This window comes from Enterococcus sp. 12F9_DIV0723, assembly GCF_002174375.1.
Taxonomy (GTDB): domain Bacteria; phylum Bacillota; class Bacilli; order Lactobacillales; family Enterococcaceae; genus Enterococcus_A; species Enterococcus_A gilvus.
The window spans coordinates 1,087,702-1,104,848 of the sequence record NZ_NIBK01000001.1 but is presented as its reverse complement, the minus strand read 5'-3'; the positions used below and the strand labels follow the sequence as shown (position 1 = coordinate 1,104,848).

Genomic DNA, 17,147 nt, shown 5'->3' with positions numbered 1-17,147 from the left:
GAATCAGACCTAATTTGAAAATTCCTCGTTTTTTCATCCGCACCACCCTTAACCCAATTATTCAAATTACTCCGTTTTATTCTTATCATACACTATTCAAGAAGCTCTCTCCTAGTGACATATGTAAGCATTTTACTATCGATTTGTATTTTTATACTATAAAAAAAGCAAGAACCCTCAAAAAGGATTCTTGCTTTTTTTTCGTTATAACGAAAGTTCTTCTCCCGCAGCTACTACTTTTTCTGCTACTGAATACGTTTGTGTATCCTCAGGAAAAAGGACCATGATGGTTTTCTCTTTTCCTTGCTGCTGCAAATACGCCAGATCAATCTCAGCAAGCTTCGTTTGCGGCGTCACCTTCTCTGCTTCATGAACAAAAATATTAAAGCCTTCACCATTCAACTCCACCGTATCGATTCCGATGTGGATCAAGAGCTCTTTACCGTCTTTTCTCTTAAGACCGATCGCATGCTTTGTAGGAAAGATACTGGTTACTACACCTTCTATCGGAGAATACAGCTCGCCCGCTTCAGGTTCTATTGCAAATCCCGGTCCCATCATTCCTTCAGAAAAAACAGGATCATTTACTTCTGATAAAGGTGTCAAGCGACCAGCAATTGGGCTGAAAATTTTAGGATTTTTCTTTTTAAAAAATGAAATCATACGTGTACTCCTCTCATGCGAATCGCGATCATCAAAATGACTAAACTGATCAGACTAACAAAGCCCACAATGGAATAAAAAAGTAGTTTTGTCCTTTGCGAAGGATTCTCTTCTCCAGAAAACAACTGTTTATTATAAAAATAGCACAATCCCGCACCAATAATATTCCCTGTTAGAATTTGCTGAACCATACTAAAGGTCAAAAACTGCTTTTCCAAATTTCCACTATTGGCCTTCTCATGACCGATGAAATAAAGACAGGCCGCCTGAAAAAGCGTCACAAAAGAAACTAGAAAAGCCAGTGCCAGTCCGGGGATTTGTGTAATAAGCTCTTGGATACTTAGTTGCTGATGAAAACTTATTAAGAATAAATAGAAGTAAAAGAGACTTGGGACCAAAATCCAATAGCCTAACAATACATTCCTCTTTATTCTAAATGATTTAAGCGCTATCATTTTTTTTCACTCCTTCTTCAACTGTCTTTGCTCATTTGTAAATGTCTTTTCTTTATAAGCGACAGGCTAATTGTCTGTGGCAACTGTCTCGCCCTTATCAAGGGTATAGACACTATAGGATCGGCTTAAATAGTCCATCAAACAGTTTAATCCAATCAGCGATTGTGCCTGCGTGTGTCTTCTACCTACCACAAAATAGTCACAATAATAATTCAAATGGAACGTGCTGTGTCTTGCAAAATAATTGTCTCCTATTGCAGTAACACTCAGCACAGGGATTTTTCGAACTTCAAAAGCCGTCAGATTTTCTTTGATCTCATCCGTCTCACCACTGAGAGAGGCCACAATGACACAATCGTTTTTAGTGATGATCGGCATGACCATATCCAGTTCTGTTTTATTCGGTAAAACCAATACTCGTTTGTCGACATGCAGCATCATCTTATAAAATTCATCGATCGCATTTTTTTGTGAAAAACCCGTCGCGTAACAGTAGATGATCTGACTTTTATCGAACATCTCATTGATGGGTTCTAGATTCACAGAGTGCATATATTCCAATGTCTTTTTGATGTCGTCAAATTGTTTTTCAAAAATATCTTTTTCGTTCGTCTCTGTTTGCTCATTGGCTTCCGAATGACGCAAGAAATACTTCAATTCTGAATATCCAGAGAATCCGAGTTTCTTTGTTGTACGTAAGACCGATGATTTTGATGCATGGACCATCGTTGCCAATTCCATGATACCTGATGATTGGACCTGCTCAGGATTTGCAAGAATGAATTGCAAAATATCTTTATCCAATTCACTAAGTTCTTCTAAATGCTGATGGATCAATTGTTCTAATGTCATAAAATTCCCCCTCCTACACTATTATACGTGAAGGAGGAGAAAAGTAGCTTTATTTCACACAAACTATTTCAGTTCTGGCCAGAAATCTTTATTGGCTTCAATCAGATCATCCAATAATTCTTTTGCGATCCGCGCATTTGGAACGATTCGTGATAGAGACAATGCTTGGTACAGCTTTTGGTAAGATTTTTCTTCCCACGCCTCTACGACCAATTTTTCTACCGCGACCTGCTGCTCCATCAATCCTTTTTGGAAACGCGGAATCTTTCCTTGGGTAAGCGGCTCTGGACCGTTGCTTCCAACAACACAAGGGACTTCAACCATGGCTGTCTCATCAAAGTTTACGATGGCCCCTTCATTTGGTACGATCAATAGCATTCTTTCGTGTGTGTTGTAGGCAATTGCTCGAGCCAAATCCACAATGTAGCTTGCGTGCTCATCCACCTCTAAAGACGTTCCTTCAGCGGTGCCTGCTTCCGCAATGCGATCACATTCGCTGAATACGTGCTGCTCTCTGCCGGCCATCACTTCATTTGCTCGCGTGAATTCTGGATTGGCATGGGCTACTTCATCTTGCGGATAGAAATAATATTTCAAATACGTATTTGGTAATGTATCTGGGTCTAACGCATACACGTCTTTCGCTTTCGCAAAAGTATGCATCCAGCTTGCATCGGTGTGTTGAGATTCTTCGATTTCTTCTGGTAACGAATACCCATGATCCTTCACATGTGCTTTGATCTGAGGCATTAAATCATTGCCTTCTTTATCACGAATATCTGTCCACCAGCCAAAATGGTTCAAGCCGTAATAGCGAACGACCATCTCTTTACGTGAAGATAAACCGATTGAATGCGCCATTCGCTCTTCGATACCCACGGGCATATCGCAAATATTGATGATTTTTGATGTAGGTCTTAATTTTCTCGTCGCTTCAGCTACGATTGCTGCCGGATTTGAATAGTTCAACATCCAAGCATCTGGTGAATACTGTTCCATGTAATCGACTAGTTCCAATACGCCGCCAATTGAACGCATCCCATAAGCAATTCCGCCAGGCCCGCAAGTTTCTTGACCCACGACACCATATTTCAATGGAATCTTTTCATCTTTTTCTCGCATCGCATACAGACCAACACGGATATGTGCCATCACGAAATCCACATCAGTAAATGCCGCCTCGGGATCTGTCGTAGCGACAAAGTTGATTTCTGGTGCGCGTTCCTTTAGCAAAATCTCGCAGGCACTTGCGACGTGATTTTGGCGTTCTTCCAAATTGTCGTAAAACTTGATTTGTCGAATGGGAAATTTATCCAGATTATCCAACAACATCAATACGATCCCTGGTGTAAAAGTACTTCCTCCGCCTGCAATAACAATTGAGAATTTTTTCATTTTTAAATACGCTCCTTTATTAATTTTCTGCATCCATCAGTGTTTCAAATTGTTCTCTAACTTGTGGCACATCTAGGCCGACGATCACCTGAAAGGCATTGCCGTTACGAACGACGCCATGAGCGCCACCCGATCGAAAAACATCATCCGCTTGGACGAGCTTTTGATCCTTCACAGTGATCCGCAAGCGCGTCGCACAGTTGTTGACCTTGGCGATATTCTCTGCTCCGCCAAATCCATCTAAATAAACCGCCGCCTGCTCTGTATATTGATTCGCACCTTCTAATACAGGTACGCTGCCACCTTGTTTTTCTTTGTAATCTTTTTTCGAATACAACTTAACGTCTTGTGTCTTTTCTTCACGCCCTGGGGTCGCGAGGTTAAAACGTAGAATCAAAAAGCGGAAAACGAAAAAGTAAATCAGGACAAACGCAAGACCGATAATTAACTGAGTGAAAATCATCCCTTTATGATTCTGGAACAATGGAATCCAGACTTTAGCTAATAAGTCGATGAAGCCTCCACCCATGTCTCCCACAACACCAAATCCATACATCGTCGCAGCCATTGTCGCTGCTAAAAGAGAATGAACCGCGAATAATGGGGGTGAAACAAATAGGAAAGTAAATTCCAAAGGTTCAGTAATTCCTGCCAAGACGGCTGTTAGTGTTGCTGGTATCAAAATGGCCAATACCTTTTTCTTATTTTCAGGTTTTGCGGTAAAATAAAACGCTGCGGCGATTCCTGGTGAAGCAAATATTTTAGAATTGCCGTGCAAGGCGAAACCGCCCTCTGGGAATAATTGCTTTAATGGTGTCGTTGTTTGCGCAAATTCCTGCAAATGACCCATCCAATATTTGGTGATCCCCTCTTCCACAACAGCCGGACCATACACAAAAGGTGTATAAATAAAATGATGCAGCCCCGTAGGAATGAGTATTCGTTCTAAAAACGTATAGAGCCAAACACCAAAGATTCCGGCACTAGCTAGAAAGCCTTGTAATGAACCAATCCCTTGCTGGACTTTCGGCCAGATCAAACAAATGAGAAAGGCAATCGGCAGCATCGCGAAGAATCCTAAAATAACGATAAAGGATGAGCCTTGAAAGATTCCTAGAAAATCGGGTAATTTTGTGTCAAAGTAACGGTTGTGTAAAAAGACAACAATAGCTGATATGAATATCGCCCCAATAATTCCGGTATCCAAGGTTTTAATTCCGCCGATCAGCTTCAACCCGCTTTCTCCTCCTGGGTCTGCTGCAAAGTTCACACCGAAAAAGTCGCCGAAATACTCAAGCATAGATGAAATGAAATAGTTACACGTGGTATAAACAACAAATGCTTCCATCGCTGCACGCGCATTTGCTTTTTTAGCTAACCCGATAGATAGTCCAATAACGAACAGCAATTCCATCTGATTAAAGACCGTCCAAGCACCATTTTCAACGATGCTCCAGATTGCATACCATGTGGTTCCCTCAGCAGCAATACTGCCGACAAGCATCGGATTTTTGAAAATGATACAAAGAGCTACCATGATTCCCGAAAATGAAAATAAGAGCACCGGGGTGAACATCGCCCCTCCAAAGCGCTGAATCTTTTCCATCATGACAAAAACACATCTCCTTCCAATAATTATTTTTCCTGTTTACAAATTTGACTATACAGGCATAATAAAACGTTTACAATACGATCGATCCTTTTGGGGAATTAGGTTCCGCCCTTGTCACCAGGTGTCTTCGCGTGGGAAATTTCCCAGCCGAAAATAGTTACCTGCACAAAAAAAGCAAGAACTCGCCGTAACATGCGAATTCTTGCTTTTAGCCTTCATAAAGCACTCTTTAGTTCATTAAAGATTGCGCTGCTGTGATGATTGAAAGTTTGTAAACATCTTCTTCGTTACAGCCACGTGATAAATCGGACACTGGTTTGTTCAATCCTTGTAAGACAGGACCGATTGCTTCAAACCCACCGAAACGCTGAGCGATCTTATAACCGATATTTCCTGATTGTAATTCTGGGAATACGAAAACAGTTGCTTGTCCAGCTACTTGTGATTCTGGCGCTTTCAATTGTGCCACACCTGGAATATACGCTGCATCAAACTGTAATTCGCCGTCAATTAGAAATTCTGGTGCTAATTCTTGAGCAATTGTTGTGGCTTCCGCTACTTTTTCAACCTCAGGAGATTTAGCAGATCCTTTTGTTGAGAAACTCATCATTGCTACTTTCGGTTCAATGTCAAATAATTCAGCAGTCTTAGCTGATTCTACAGCGATTTCTGCTAATTCTTGCGCAGTTGGATTCACATTGATCGCACAGTCAGAGAACAAATATTTCTCTTGGTCACGACCACGAACCATCAAGAAGGCTCCGCTTGTACGGCTGACACCTGGTTTTGTTTTAATGATTTGCAAGGCGGGACGAACAGTATCTCCTGTAGAATGGATCGCTCCAGAGACCATACCATCTGTAATCCCCATGTATGTCAGCATCGTGCCAAAGTAATTTTCATCTTTAAGAATCTTTTCAGCATCTTCTTTGCTGACTTTGCCTTTACGACGCTCAACAAAAGATTCCACCATTTCATCCCAGCGATCGAAGTGATCAGGATCAATGATCGTGAAGTTGCTTAAAGCGATTCCACGTGCGCCCGCAGCTTTTTCAATTTCAGCTAGGTTGCCAATCAATACAGGTTCGATTAATTCTTCTGCTTTCAAACGAGAGGCAGCACCTAAGATACGTGCATCTGTTGCTTCTGGGAATGCCACTTTAATGTTGCGACGAATAATTTTAAATTTAAGACTGTCAAATAGTTCCACGAGTTAAAAACCTCCAGATTATTTTTTTCTTATTAATAATACAACAATTCACATGAAAAGAAAAGGACAGAATAAAACATCTGTATCACTAATTAAAATCTAGTAAATATGAATTAAGAGCCTTTTCACAAACTGTCCCTATAACAGAAACCGTTGTCATACTACACTGTTTCAGGCAACTGCCAATCAATCGGCTGTTCGCCCCACCCCTCCAAAAACTGATTCGCTTTTGAAAATGGCTTTGAACCAAAGAATCCACGATGTGCAGACAAAGGGGAAGGATGAACCGATTTTACGATCGCGTGCTTTGTCGTGTCGATCATTTTGATTTTTTCCTGTGCTGGCTTTCCCCATAAAATAAATACGATAGGCTTTTCCCGCTCATTTAATCGTTCGATAATGGCATCTGTTAATTGTTCCCACCCTTTTCCTCGATGTGAATACGCTTGACCTTCACGAACGGTTAATACTGTATTAAGCATCAGCACTCCCTGCTCAGCCCAACGAACTAGATTCCCATGTTGAACAGGAGGAATCCCTAAATCACTTTGCAATTCTTGATAAATATTACGCAGAGAGGGCGGGATCTTCACACCTGGTTGGACGGAAAAAGACAAGCCGTGAGCCTGATCTGCGCCGTGATAAGGGTCTTGTCCTAAGATCACCACTTTCACTTGATCATAGGGGGTTAATTCCAAAGCCTCGAAAATATGATACATATCAGGATGTATCCTCTGAGTAGAATATTCATCCTTCAAAAATTCTCGTAATTCTAAATAATACGGCGCTTGGAATTGATCTGCTAATACATGCTGCCAATCATTATGAATAATTTCTTTCATTCTATACACTCCTATTTATTATTCCTATTTCTACGAAAAAAAGAAAGGCGTCGGTCCATTTTTACGACTGATTTATCTCCGTCAAATTTCTTCTTTATTCAATGAATTCTTTTTAAAGAATGCAGTCGACATGGTTATCCACTCAAGGATTATGGTACACTATCGTTGTATGATAGGAAAGCTAGGTGAATAATTTTGATAAAACTCATTGCCTCTGATATGGACGGTACACTGTTGAACGATCAAATGCAAGTCCCAACAGCGAATATCGAAGCCATTCAGAAAGCTCAAGCTCAAGGAATCGAATTTATTACAGCAACTGGACGCGGAATGAGCCATGCGAAAATCTCTTTAGATGAAGCAAACATTCACGTACCGATGATTTTACTAAATGGTGCTCATGTCGTAAATGCCAAAAGAGAAACGATCTTTACCATTCCCATCGGCGAGAAAAAGACATTTGAAGTAATGGATATGCTTGAAGACGCCGGCTTGTATTATGAGATTTTCACGGCTGAACATGTGTATTCTTCCAATCAACCGATGCGAATCGAATTTTTCTCCGAACATATTTTAGGGAAAGTGCCTGGAATGTCAAAAAAAATGGCGATTGCAGCTTCTTCACGCCATCTATCCTTGACTCCGATCACGTTTGTAAAAGACATTCGTCAAACCTTGATCGATAAAAAAGAAGAAGTACTAAAAATCATCGCTTTTGACAAAGATGGCCCAGAGCAGTTAAAAGAAGTGACTGGTAAACTTGAAAAGATGGGTGATCTTGCTATCGCTGCTTCTGAATTAACGAATATTGAGATTAATCATGTCAATGCTCAAAAAGGCATCGCTTTGAAACAATTTGCTGAAGAGCGTGGTTTTACCTCTGACCAAGTGATGGCCCTCGGTGACAACTTTAACGATGTGAGTATGTTGACTTATGCAGGAACAAGTTTTGCGATGGGCAATGCCGCACCGGCAATTAAGAAAATCGCCAACAATGTGACTGATACGAATGAAGAAAATGGTGTAGCGAAAGCAATCGATCGAATCCTTTCTGAATAGTAAAAATTAGAAGGTGTGAAGCAACATGACCGAATTTTTTATTCAAGAAAAACTATTGAGTTCTATGACACGAACGATCGTCAAAGATAACAAAGGTGTGCCTCTGTATTTGATGGTAGGACATTGGGGACGTAAAGGAAATGTCCTTTCTCTCTATGCGATGGACGGTCAAATCGTAGCCTATATCAAACAAGCCAGCGTCATTTTTGGTCGTAAGTTTGAAATTTATTATGAGCAGACACGTGTGGGCGTCCTTCACAAAATTTTCCATTGGCCTGGAGACTTTTATTACATACAGCAGCTTCACTGGGCTGTTTATGGTGATATTTATAACCATAAATATAAGATCAATCACTTCAACCAGCCAATTATGAGAATGGACAAGGCCACACTTCTAACTGGTGATTATTATGCATTAGATGTCATTGACCCCGCAGATGCGCCTATTTGTATTTGCGTTGCTGCGATCATGGATTATTGGCTGTATAATAGGAACAAACATAAAGAACCTGAAACAGCATTAGAAGTAACTTTTTCGCAAAATTAATGAGCTGTGTCCAATGGACACAGCTCATTTTTTATCCGCGATCGAACGCTTTTACTTTCCGTTGCATATGATCATATCGATGACCGCTGATCATCACTTCACCCACGTCTTTAAATCCATCTCGAAGATACAAACGTTTGGCATTGGGGTTCGATTGATCAACGTTCAGTCCGATAATCTTCTCCCCTTCATGTGTCGCTAATCGATCCACAGCTGTAAGTAGTTTTGAACCGATTCCTTGCCCGCGGAATTTTTCATCGACAGCAATAGAATCTAAATACCATTCATTCGGAAACGCTTCAGGATCAATAAACATTTGAATGTCCTCAGTGATCCCCTGCGAACGTAAATAATCCTTTAGCGGAAGGTCAATGATCGGCTCTTTGCGTGCAGGATATCCAAATACTGCACCGGCGATCTCGCCATCGATTTCTTCTACCAGTCCTCGCGCATATCCAAAGCGATAGGTAGGATCTTCAAAGCAAGCAGCAATGACTTCCAACGCCTTTTCTTCTCCAAATTCTTCTAAAAAATCTAGCTCCATATCCTTTAAAATAACTAGGATTAATTTAGCAACTGCTGTTCCATCTTCTTTTTTAGCAAATCGAATCATTTTAAAACCTCTCTTTTAATAACGTTTAACTCACAATATCAGTGTACCATGAGTGTAGATTTTTCGAAAGTATGATACTTTGTGTTCCGTTAGAAGTCTGCTATGATATCTTGGAATGATAGATTAGGAGGCACAGAATGAAACTTTTTTTGAAAATTCTCTTAGGGATTTTTTTAGCAATCGTTCTTGTTCTTGGCGGATATTTGATTTATCTCTTTGCCAGCTACGATCGTTTGCCAGATAATATCACTTTAAAACCCAAAAATCACCAAAATCAGACGCTAGAAAAAAATAAGACTTACCGGGCAATGAGCCATAATATTGGTTATGGCGCGTATCCGCCTAGCTATAGCTTCTTCATGGATGGCGGCGCCTATTCCCGTGCTTACGACAAAGAGACGGTTGAAGAAAATATGCAAGGAATCGTCACTACAACAGAAGATATCGCACCCAACTTTGCCTTTTACCAAGAGGTCGACCAAGAAGGAGACCGTTCCCAGCATGTAGATGAGGTGGCCTTTCTGACGGATCGATTACCGACATATAATAGTCTTTACGGTCAGAACTATGATTCCTCTTACCTGTTCTATCCTTTCACTGATCCAATCGGTCAAGCAAAGTCAGGTTTAGTAACTTTGAGTCAGGGTGAAATTACAAGCAGCAAGCGTTACTCATTACCGATTGAAAAAAATTTCAACAAATTTTTCGATTTAGATCGTGCATTCACCGTTAGTCGCATTCCAGTCAACGGAGGACAGGAATTTGTTGCTATCAATACGCACCTCTCCGCGTTTACAAAAGACCGCTCCATCCAAGCAGCTCAATTAAAGAAAATTTTTGATGTGATGGAAAATGAGTATAAAAAAGGAAACTATGTGCTGGTGGCTGGTGATTACAATCATGATGTTTTAGGAAACAGTCCTGACGTGTTCGGTACCAGCAAAAAACGGGAAACATGGACACACCCATTTCCTAAAGATCAGCTTCCAGCAGGTTTCCATCTTCCTACCGGTACACTGGCTGAAGAGAAAATACCTTCTGCCAGAGCGTTGAATGCGCCTTATAAAAAAGGACAAACCTACACGACCTTGATTGACGGTTTTCTCGTTTCTGATAATATCAACGTCAAAGAGGTGCATGTGAAGGATATGCACTTCAAGTATTCTGATCACAACCCGGTCTATCTGGATTTTAGTTTCAACTAGAAAAAGAGGCAAAAACTTTTTTTAAGTTTTTGCCTTTTTCGTAACCTTAAATCGAATTTTTTTTTTCGCGTCACTTTGTTAAGATGGAGAAAAGACAAAAGAGAAAAAGGACGGTTATCCATGCGGCACTTTATTTTTGGCATACGCACCATTACGCTCCTTCAAGCAAACAAGCTGCTAAAGATGAAACATTGTTTGAAGGAGCTATAAACGATGTTTCATCCTTTTATTTAAGAGCGAATCTTTTGCTCTTTATTTGAAGTGACGAAATTTTCCGAAACATTGGAGGAACGTAAAATGAATACAATTAAATCTGTCAATAAGCAGGCGCTCCCTGCTTTAATGACTATTTGGGAATCGTCCGTGCATGCGACCCACTCTTTTTTGACCGTAGAAGAAATCGATGCCTTAAAGCCTGAAGTGAGAAATGCATTATTGGAAATCGAACACCTTTATGGCTATTACGCCCCGAATCTCATCGGATTTATTGGAATTGAAAACAAAAAAGTAGACATGCTGTTTGTCGATGCTTCCTACAGAGGACAAGGAATAGGAAAAAAATTGCTTCAATATGCGCTGGACACCTTTCATGTGGGTTCTGTGGATGTGAATGAGGAAAACAGACAAGGGTTAGGCTTTTACACACATATGGGATTTCAAGTATACAGTCGATCAGCACTAGATGGTCAAGGGAACCCCTATCCAATACTGCATTTGAAGAATGATCTTGAGGAGGATGGACATGAGAATTGAAGAAATAAAAACGGATAAAAAAAGATTTCTTGAATTACTTTTACTAGCGGATGAACAAGAAAATATGATCGATCGTTACCTTGAAGACGGAAGAATGTTTGTTCTATACGATGAGGAGCCGAAGTGTGAGGCCGTCGTGATCGAACGAAGCGAGACTGAATGCGAACTAAAGAATCTTGCTACCGATCCAACTCATCAAGGAAAAGGCTACGGCAAGGCAATGATCCAATTTCTATTCCATGAATTTCTGGGGCGCTATGAAACGATGTATGTAGGAACCGGCGACGTGCCAGCAACGGTCGATTTCTATAAAAAATGCGGGTTTCGTGAATCCCATCGTTTAGAAAACTTTTTTACTGATAATTACGATGAGCCCATTATCGACCACGGCGTGCACCTAGTGGATATGGTCTATCTACGTGCGGATAGTCGCGACAGATCATCTAAATAAACAAATTAGAAGAGGCTGTGACATAAGTCTCTAAGTAAAAAGCCAGTGAAATGACGAGAATTCGTTCATTTCACTGGCTTTTTTGGGTAAACTAAAAGAGTACGAGATGACGCTCGTACTCTAAATCATTCAACCCCCGAAAGGATCAAAATCATGCATACAAATTATAACATGAATCAACTCACTTTAGATATCACAACTTCTTACATTCCAAAAGAAGATAGCACGGCTTGGTTTATCAATGAACTTGTCGAATCCCTTGAAATCAAAGAGCCTTATCTTTTTGGTCGACCGCGGAATTATGATTTAAGCGCGATGTTAAAACTAGTTCTTTTCGCTTATACGCGGAGTGTATTTAGCAGTCGGAAAATTGAGCAATTAGCTGAAGAGAGCCTACCGGCTCGATGGTTGACGCAAGAACAGATCCCGACTTACCGAACCATTGCCCGTTTCCGCGTATCTAATGAATTAGAAGCATTGATCGAAAAGGGGCTTGATTCATTAATTCATTATCTTAGGGAGCAACAATTGATTACTCATTCAATTTTTATCGATGGGACGAAGCTTCTCGCGGATGCCAATAAATATAGTTTCGTCTGGAAAAAGAGCACAATCAAATATGACAAAATGAACCGTGAACAGCTCGTCTCTTTGATGTCTGAACTCAAAGAGGCGCATTTAGCGAGTCATGTTCCTGAAGGAACCTCACTCACATTAGATATGTTGGATGAAGTACTTACAAGGTTGGAATTACGGTTAGAAGAATTGGAACAAGAAGTACTTGAAACCAGAAAGGTTTCACCAAATCCAGCCAAACAACAACGCCGTAAATTAAAAGCACAAAAACGAAAACTAAGCGAACGTCGGGATAAAATGGCGGAGTATCAACAGCGCTTAGCTATTTGTGGTGCCCGTAATAGTTATTCAAAAACAGATACAGATGCCACCTTTATGCGTGTCAAAGAAGATCCTATGCGTAATGGGCGATTAAAGCCTTCGTTCAACCTTCAAGTAGCCACTAGTAACCAGTTCATTTTAGATTATGATGTCTATCAAAATCCAACGGATACGAAAACCCTCCCAGCATTTATAGAAAAAATGAACGGGGCGGGTCGACTTCCTAAGTATATTGTGGCGGATGCCGGATATGGCTCAGAACAAAATTATCGGTATCTTGAGGATGAACTACCGAATCATATCGCATTGATTCCTTACTCTACGATGTTGAAAGAGCAAAGTAAGAAATGGCAGTCGGACGAACGAAAAGTCATGAATTGGACGTATAACGAACAAGAGGATTATTACATTGATCCCAAAGGAGTTCGTTTCAATTTCAATACATATAGAACAGATACGGATAAAGTCGATGGGTTTGTTCGAGACTTCAAAGAGTACAAAGCAGAAAAATATACGGAAAATAAAGAAGTGATTCAAGAAGCGTTGACCCAAGGGGGCAATACACGCATCATTAAGGTCAATCCTTCGTTAGAATACTTTAAAGCAAAACAACGCACCTTGCTTTCAGAACCTGAAAATGGAAAAATCTACGCACAAAGAAAAATTGACGTAGAACCAGTCTTTGGGTGGATGAAGGCTTGTTTGCATTTCACTCGATACCATGTTCGAGGCCTAGAAAAGGTGAAAAAGGAAACGGGTATCCTTATCATGGCATTAAATATGAGAAAGTTAGCCGCAATGAAACGGCTTGGCACCTTGAGTACATAAAAATTGGCTTCCAGAAATCATTAAATGATTTCTGGAAGCCAATTTTTGTTCGATTAAGGATTACGACTTATGTCACAGCCTCTTCTGCTTCTTTTATAGCAGCTCTTGATACCGTTGAATGTATATTTTCTTTACAAAGGTAACCAGCAATAAATAAGCTAAAATCGTAATAACTAACCAAAGCCAATATTGATTAGGTAAAATGCCTAAGCCCAAATTTTGACCAAACGCTGTAAATGGCAAAAGCGTTCCTACTACGATTCCCAAAGTCGTGATCGCAGTCATGATGAAGGACCCTCTGCTTTGGATAAATGGAATATAAGGTGTTCGCAACGCATGCAAGACTAGCGTTTGAGACCAAAGGGATTCAACAAACCAGCCTGCGTGGAAAATAGCGACAAAGGCGACCTGCTGTTCAGGAGACAAGGAATGATAGCTTCCTCCAACTACAGCTGGGCAAATCACGAAGTACATCAGTAAGTAAGTTGTGATATCAAAAACAGAACTGGTAGGTCCTAACCAAATCATGAACTTTCCAATACTCGATGCTGTCCATTTTTTCGGTTTCTCTAAATATTCCTTGTCCATTCTATCCCATGGAATAGATATACAGGAAATATCATAAATGAGATTCAAAAACAAAATTTGCAGAGGCAGCATTGGTAAGAATGGCAGAAACGAGCTCGCAACCAATACTGAAAACATATTCCCAAAATTGGAACTGGCTGTAGCCTTGATGTATTTCATGATGTTCCCGAATGTTTCTCTTCCTGAAAGAATCCCTTTCTCTAAAATCATCAAATCTTTCTCAAGTAGGATCACATCCGCAGATTCCTTGGCAATGTCCACCGCTGTATCGACCGATATTCCCACATCCGCTGCTTTCATCGCAGGTGCGTCATTGATCCCATCTCCTAGAAATCCGACCGTATGGCCATTTTTTCGGAGCAAACTCGTGATCCGTTGTTTTTGCTGCGGATTCAATTTAACGAAAACATGGTAGTCTTCGGCGATTTCGGATAATTCATCGTCGCTTAAATGAATCAGGTCTTCCCCGTGAATGATGGTTTCTGCACCTAAACCAACTTGCTTACATACCGATTGCGTGACTAACGCATTGTCGCCTGTCAAAACTTTCACGTTCACGCCGTTTTCTTTTAATGCGTGAAGTGCTTGCTTGGTGGTCTCTTTTGGCGGATCTAGAAAAGCTAAATATCCGATCAGCACCATCTCAGATTCATCAGAAGTAGAAAATTCCCCTACGACACTCGGATTGGTTTTTTGAGCCACACCGATGACCCGCAACCCGTCTTCATTTAGTTCATTGACCTTATTTAAGACTTGTTGTTTTATTTCAGCAGTTAGTGTAGCAACACTTCCCTTAAAATCAACGAAGGAAGAAATCTCGAGCATCTCTTCGATGGCTCCTTTAGTGATCATTTGCGTCTTTCCATCTTGGTCTTCTACTACGACACTCATTCTACGCCGCTGAAAATCAAAAGGAATCTCATCTACCTTTTTATAGCGAATCTTACTCGTATCAAGTTCTTGTTCAGTAGACTCAATAATGGCAACATCAATCAAATTTTTTAAGCCTGTTTGATAATAGCTGTTTAGATAAGCGTGCTTCAGAACCCGGTTGTCTTCTTCTCCGTCACAATCCAAATGGTATTCCAGAATGATCTTGTCCTGGGTCAATGTTCCTGTTTTATCTGTGCATAGCACATCGATCGCACCAAAGTTTTGAATGGCATTCAAATTCTTAATGATGGTTCCATTTTTAGCCATGCCGGTAGCACCCTTGACTAAGTTCGTCGTAACGATCATCGGCAGCATTTCTGGTGTCAAGCCGACTGCTACGGATAGGCCGAACAAGAATGCTTCCATCCAGTCGCCTTTGGTAAATCCGTTGATCACAATAACTGTCGGAGCCATTAATGCCATGAATTTGATAAAAAGAAATGATGTCTTCCGAATGCCTAACTCAAAACTGGTTTGAATCGGCGTGGCTGCTAACGATTCAGCCACATCTCCGAACAACGTCCTCGCTCCTGTTGCTATCACGATTCCTTCTGCACTTCCGCTGATCACGTTGCTCCCCATAAACACAAGATTGTCGTAGCCAGTCTCCGCATTTTGTTTTGTTTCTATTTTGCCGGCACATTTCTCGACAGGGTAACTTTCACCGGTCAGTGCGGATTGAGAAATAAATAAGTCCTTTGAAGAAACCAATCGGATATCCGCTGGGATCATGTCCCCTGCTGAAAGTTTTACCAAGTCTCCGCAAACAATTTCTTCCATCGGAATTTCCTTATAGTGTTTGTTTCTGCGAACAGTCGCAGTGACCTTTACTAATGACTTTAATTTTTCAGCAGCCTTATTCGAACGGACTGATTGGATCAAGGTCATCGTTCCGCTGATGAGCACCATCACTAATATAATTCCGCTGCCGAAAAAATCCTTTTCTCCTGGTTCCGGCAGGATGCCTTCTGTAATAAAGGAAATAAGTCCTAACGCAATCAATACTAACGTAAACGGCGTAATATATGCTTTCAATACTTCTACGATCAAAGGCGTAGATTTCTTATGTGGAATTCTGTTTTCACCGAATGCCTCTCTTGAATCCTCGATCTGATCTTCAAATAATCCTAGTGACGAGGTCTCAAATGTCTCAAATAAACTTTGTGGTGTTTTCTTTGCAAATAGACTGTAATTTGTCTTATTTGGCTTGATTTTTTGTTGTTTCATACTCTTCTCCTTATTCCCGAAAAAAATTCGCCATAATCCTATTCCGATAAACAGATATAACCCAATATCTTTTAACGTATTCATGATTATCCCTCCAATAGTCGGGTTTACAGAGAAAATGGGTGTTAAAAACAAATAGACAATAGCGTCTTTTTGTCTCCAGTTTTCTGCCATAAACCCCTATTTATTGAACTACTGTCATCCATTTGTTTTCATCTCCCTTTTCATAAATTGTTCTAGTGGTGATTGAAGATCTTTTTTATACACACGCATTCTTAGCAGACCTTCTTGATATTCTTGTGATAGTCCTTGATAACCCAATTTTTCATAAAATCCCCAAGCCTGTTCTCTACCTGTGAGAAAGACAAAACGAAAACCGACTCGTTTTGCGACTTGTTCCGCGTAAGTAAGCAAATTCTTGCCTAGACCTTCTCCTTGGTAACGAGAATCTACTGCAACTTGCTTCACCTGCACACATTTTTCAGAAATGGGATGAAGCAATAAGGTTCCGATTACTTGTTCCTGTCGCTTGATTATCAAATGCAGATCCTTTCGTTCCTCTTTGGGTGCAGTCAGCAAACGCTGCTTTCCAGCGCTGGCCATCAATTCTTTGTTCCTCAGCTCTAATGCTTCACGATACAATGCACTGTTCCAACTAGTTAATGTGAATACTGTTTTACCATTTTCATTTCCCCCTTTTTATTCTTTTGAAAATAGCTATGATCGTTACGCAAAAAAAGACTTTCCGCTCAAAAAACTCAGCGAAAAGCCTTACCAAAATTCATCCTAAATAGACAAAATCCTATAGTCGATCTAATCGTTGAGTTTTGGCACTATACAACGTAAAGACAAACATCTTAGCTACCTTAAGAAAAGCCTTGTATTCGACAGTTCCTGTTCTACCCATTGGCGTCTCTCGACATTTTTGGGCAGTAGCCTATGTTTGTATAGGAGCCTCACCTAACAAATCATATTTTATTTTCGAACACAATATAACAAGTTATTTATTATCTGTCA

15 protein-coding genes, 1 pseudogene and 1 riboswitch are annotated in these 17,147 nt (G+C 40.5%); of the genes and pseudogenes, 6 read left to right on the top strand and 10 right to left on the bottom strand.

Annotated elements, in window-relative coordinates; translation table 11 throughout:
• Positions 1-204: 204 nt before the first annotated feature.
• The 7 genes from A5868_RS05340 to A5868_RS05310 all read right to left on the bottom strand — a co-directional run bounded on the left by A5868_RS05340 (position 205) and on the right by A5868_RS05310 (position 7,029).
• Entirely contained in the window at positions 205-663 is a 459-nt protein-coding gene (locus tag A5868_RS05340; RefSeq protein ID WP_086305681.1) for a PTS sugar transporter subunit IIA, read from the bottom strand.
• Entirely contained in the window at positions 660-1,079 is a 420-nt protein-coding gene (locus A5868_RS05335) for a hypothetical protein (RefSeq protein ID WP_254908373.1), read from the bottom strand. The genes A5868_RS05340 and A5868_RS05335 overlap by 4 nt, the downstream gene beginning before the upstream one ends.
• Before the next feature lie 105 nt (positions 1,080-1,184).
• Complete coding sequence (locus A5868_RS05330) at positions 1,185-1,970, bottom strand: MurR/RpiR family transcriptional regulator (protein ID WP_010781304.1); 786 nt, start codon at positions 1,968-1,970, stop codon at positions 1,185-1,187.
• A 63-nt stretch (positions 1,971-2,033) separates the two neighbouring features.
• Positions 2,034-3,365 (bottom strand): 6-phospho-alpha-glucosidase, encoded by a 1,332-nt coding sequence (locus A5868_RS05325; RefSeq protein ID WP_086305679.1) that lies wholly within the window; start codon positions 3,363-3,365, stop codon positions 2,034-2,036.
• Between the two features lie 19 nt (positions 3,366-3,384).
• Entirely contained in the window at positions 3,385-4,974 is a 1,590-nt protein-coding gene (locus A5868_RS05320; RefSeq protein ID WP_086305678.1) for an alpha-glucoside-specific PTS transporter subunit IIBC, read from the bottom strand.
• Between the two features lie 232 nt (positions 4,975-5,206).
• Entirely contained in the window at positions 5,207-6,187 is a 981-nt protein-coding gene (gene pta / locus A5868_RS05315) for a phosphate acetyltransferase (protein WP_010781307.1), read from the bottom strand.
• Between the two features lie 161 nt (positions 6,188-6,348).
• Entirely contained in the window at positions 6,349-7,029 is a 681-nt protein-coding gene (locus A5868_RS05310) for a uracil-DNA glycosylase (protein WP_010781308.1), read from the bottom strand.
• Between the two features lie 195 nt (positions 7,030-7,224).
• Here A5868_RS05310 and A5868_RS05305 point away from each other — a divergent pair, with 195 nt between their 5' ends.
• Both A5868_RS05305 and A5868_RS05300 read left to right on the top strand, forming a co-directional pair.
• The gene (locus A5868_RS05305) at positions 7,225-8,088 is read left to right on the top strand and encodes a Cof-type HAD-IIB family hydrolase (protein ID WP_086305677.1); all 864 of its coding nucleotides are present in this window, start codon (positions 7,225-7,227) and stop codon (positions 8,086-8,088) included.
• 25 nt (positions 8,089-8,113) lie between these two features.
• A complete protein-coding gene (locus A5868_RS05300) occupies positions 8,114-8,635 on the top strand; it encodes an LURP-one-related/scramblase family protein (RefSeq protein ID WP_086305676.1) in 522 nt (173 codons plus the stop codon).
• A 31-nt stretch (positions 8,636-8,666) separates the two neighbouring features.
• On the opposite strand, the gene A5868_RS05295 is transcribed toward A5868_RS05300, so the two are convergent.
• Positions 8,667-9,248, bottom strand: a complete 582-nt coding sequence (locus A5868_RS05295) for a GNAT family N-acetyltransferase (RefSeq protein ID WP_010781311.1) — start codon at positions 9,246-9,248, stop codon at positions 8,667-8,669.
• A gap of 137 nt (positions 9,249-9,385) precedes the next feature.
• On the opposite strand from A5868_RS05295, the gene A5868_RS05290 reads away from it, so the two are divergent.
• The 4 genes and pseudogenes from A5868_RS05290 to A5868_RS05275 form a co-directional block, all read left to right on the top strand.
• Complete coding sequence (locus A5868_RS05290) at positions 9,386-10,453, top strand: endonuclease/exonuclease/phosphatase family protein (protein WP_086305675.1); 1,068 nt, start codon at positions 9,386-9,388, stop codon at positions 10,451-10,453.
• A 297-nt stretch (positions 10,454-10,750) separates the two neighbouring features.
• Positions 10,751-11,206 (top strand): GNAT family N-acetyltransferase, encoded by a 456-nt coding sequence (locus A5868_RS05285; RefSeq protein WP_086305674.1) that lies wholly within the window; start codon positions 10,751-10,753, stop codon positions 11,204-11,206.
• Complete coding sequence (locus A5868_RS05280; RefSeq protein ID WP_086305673.1) at positions 11,196-11,657, top strand: GNAT family N-acetyltransferase; 462 nt, start codon at positions 11,196-11,198, stop codon at positions 11,655-11,657. Before A5868_RS05285 ends, A5868_RS05280 begins: the two co-directional genes overlap by 11 nt.
• 153 nt (positions 11,658-11,810) lie before the next feature.
• Positions 11,811-13,355, top strand: a pseudogene (locus A5868_RS05275) (IS1182 family transposase); the annotation flags it as partial.
• A 120-nt stretch (positions 13,356-13,475) separates the two neighbouring features.
• Here the strand turns inward: A5868_RS05275 and mgtA are convergent.
• Positions 13,476-16,130, bottom strand: coding sequence for a magnesium-translocating P-type ATPase (gene mgtA, locus A5868_RS05270; RefSeq protein ID WP_086305771.1), 2,655 nt, complete (start codon positions 16,128-16,130; stop codon positions 13,476-13,478).
• Positions 16,131-16,328: 198 nt separating this feature from the next.
• Entirely contained in the window at positions 16,329-16,772 is a 444-nt protein-coding gene (locus A5868_RS05265; protein ID WP_086305672.1) for a GNAT family N-acetyltransferase, read from the bottom strand.
• Positions 16,773-16,935: 163 nt separating this feature from the next.
• Positions 16,936-17,105, bottom strand: a riboswitch (M-box (ykoK) riboswitch).
• Between the last annotated feature and the right edge of the window lie 42 nt (positions 17,106-17,147).

Coding starts and splice junctions, on each gene's coding strand:
- A5868_RS05340 (WP_086305681.1), bottom strand. CDS start 663: ATGATTTCATTTTTTAAAAAGAAAAATCCTAAAATTTTCAGCCCAATT.
- A5868_RS05330 (WP_010781304.1), bottom strand. CDS start 1,970: ATGACATTAGAACAATTGATCCATCAGCATTTAGAAGAACTTAGTGAA.
- A5868_RS05325 (WP_086305679.1), bottom strand. CDS start 3,365: ATGAAAAAATTCTCAATTGTTATTGCAGGCGGAGGAAGTACTTTTACA.
- A5868_RS05320 (WP_086305678.1), bottom strand. CDS start 4,974: ATGATGGAAAAGATTCAGCGCTTTGGAGGGGCGATGTTCACCCCGGTG.
- A5868_RS05310 (WP_010781308.1), bottom strand. CDS start 7,029: ATGAAAGAAATTATTCATAATGATTGGCAGCATGTATTAGCAGATCAA.
- A5868_RS05300 (WP_086305676.1), top strand. CDS start 8,114: ATGACCGAATTTTTTATTCAAGAAAAACTATTGAGTTCTATGACACGA.
- A5868_RS05295 (WP_010781311.1), bottom strand. CDS start 9,248: ATGATTCGATTTGCTAAAAAAGAAGATGGAACAGCAGTTGCTAAATTA.
- A5868_RS05290 (WP_086305675.1), top strand. CDS start 9,386: ATGAAACTTTTTTTGAAAATTCTCTTAGGGATTTTTTTAGCAATCGTT.
- A5868_RS05285 (WP_086305674.1), top strand. CDS start 10,751: ATGAATACAATTAAATCTGTCAATAAGCAGGCGCTCCCTGCTTTAATG.
- A5868_RS05280 (WP_086305673.1), top strand. CDS start 11,196: ATGAGAATTGAAGAAATAAAAACGGATAAAAAAAGATTTCTTGAATTA.
- mgtA (WP_086305771.1), bottom strand. CDS start 16,130: ATGAAACAACAAAAAATCAAGCCAAATAAGACAAATTACAGTCTATTT.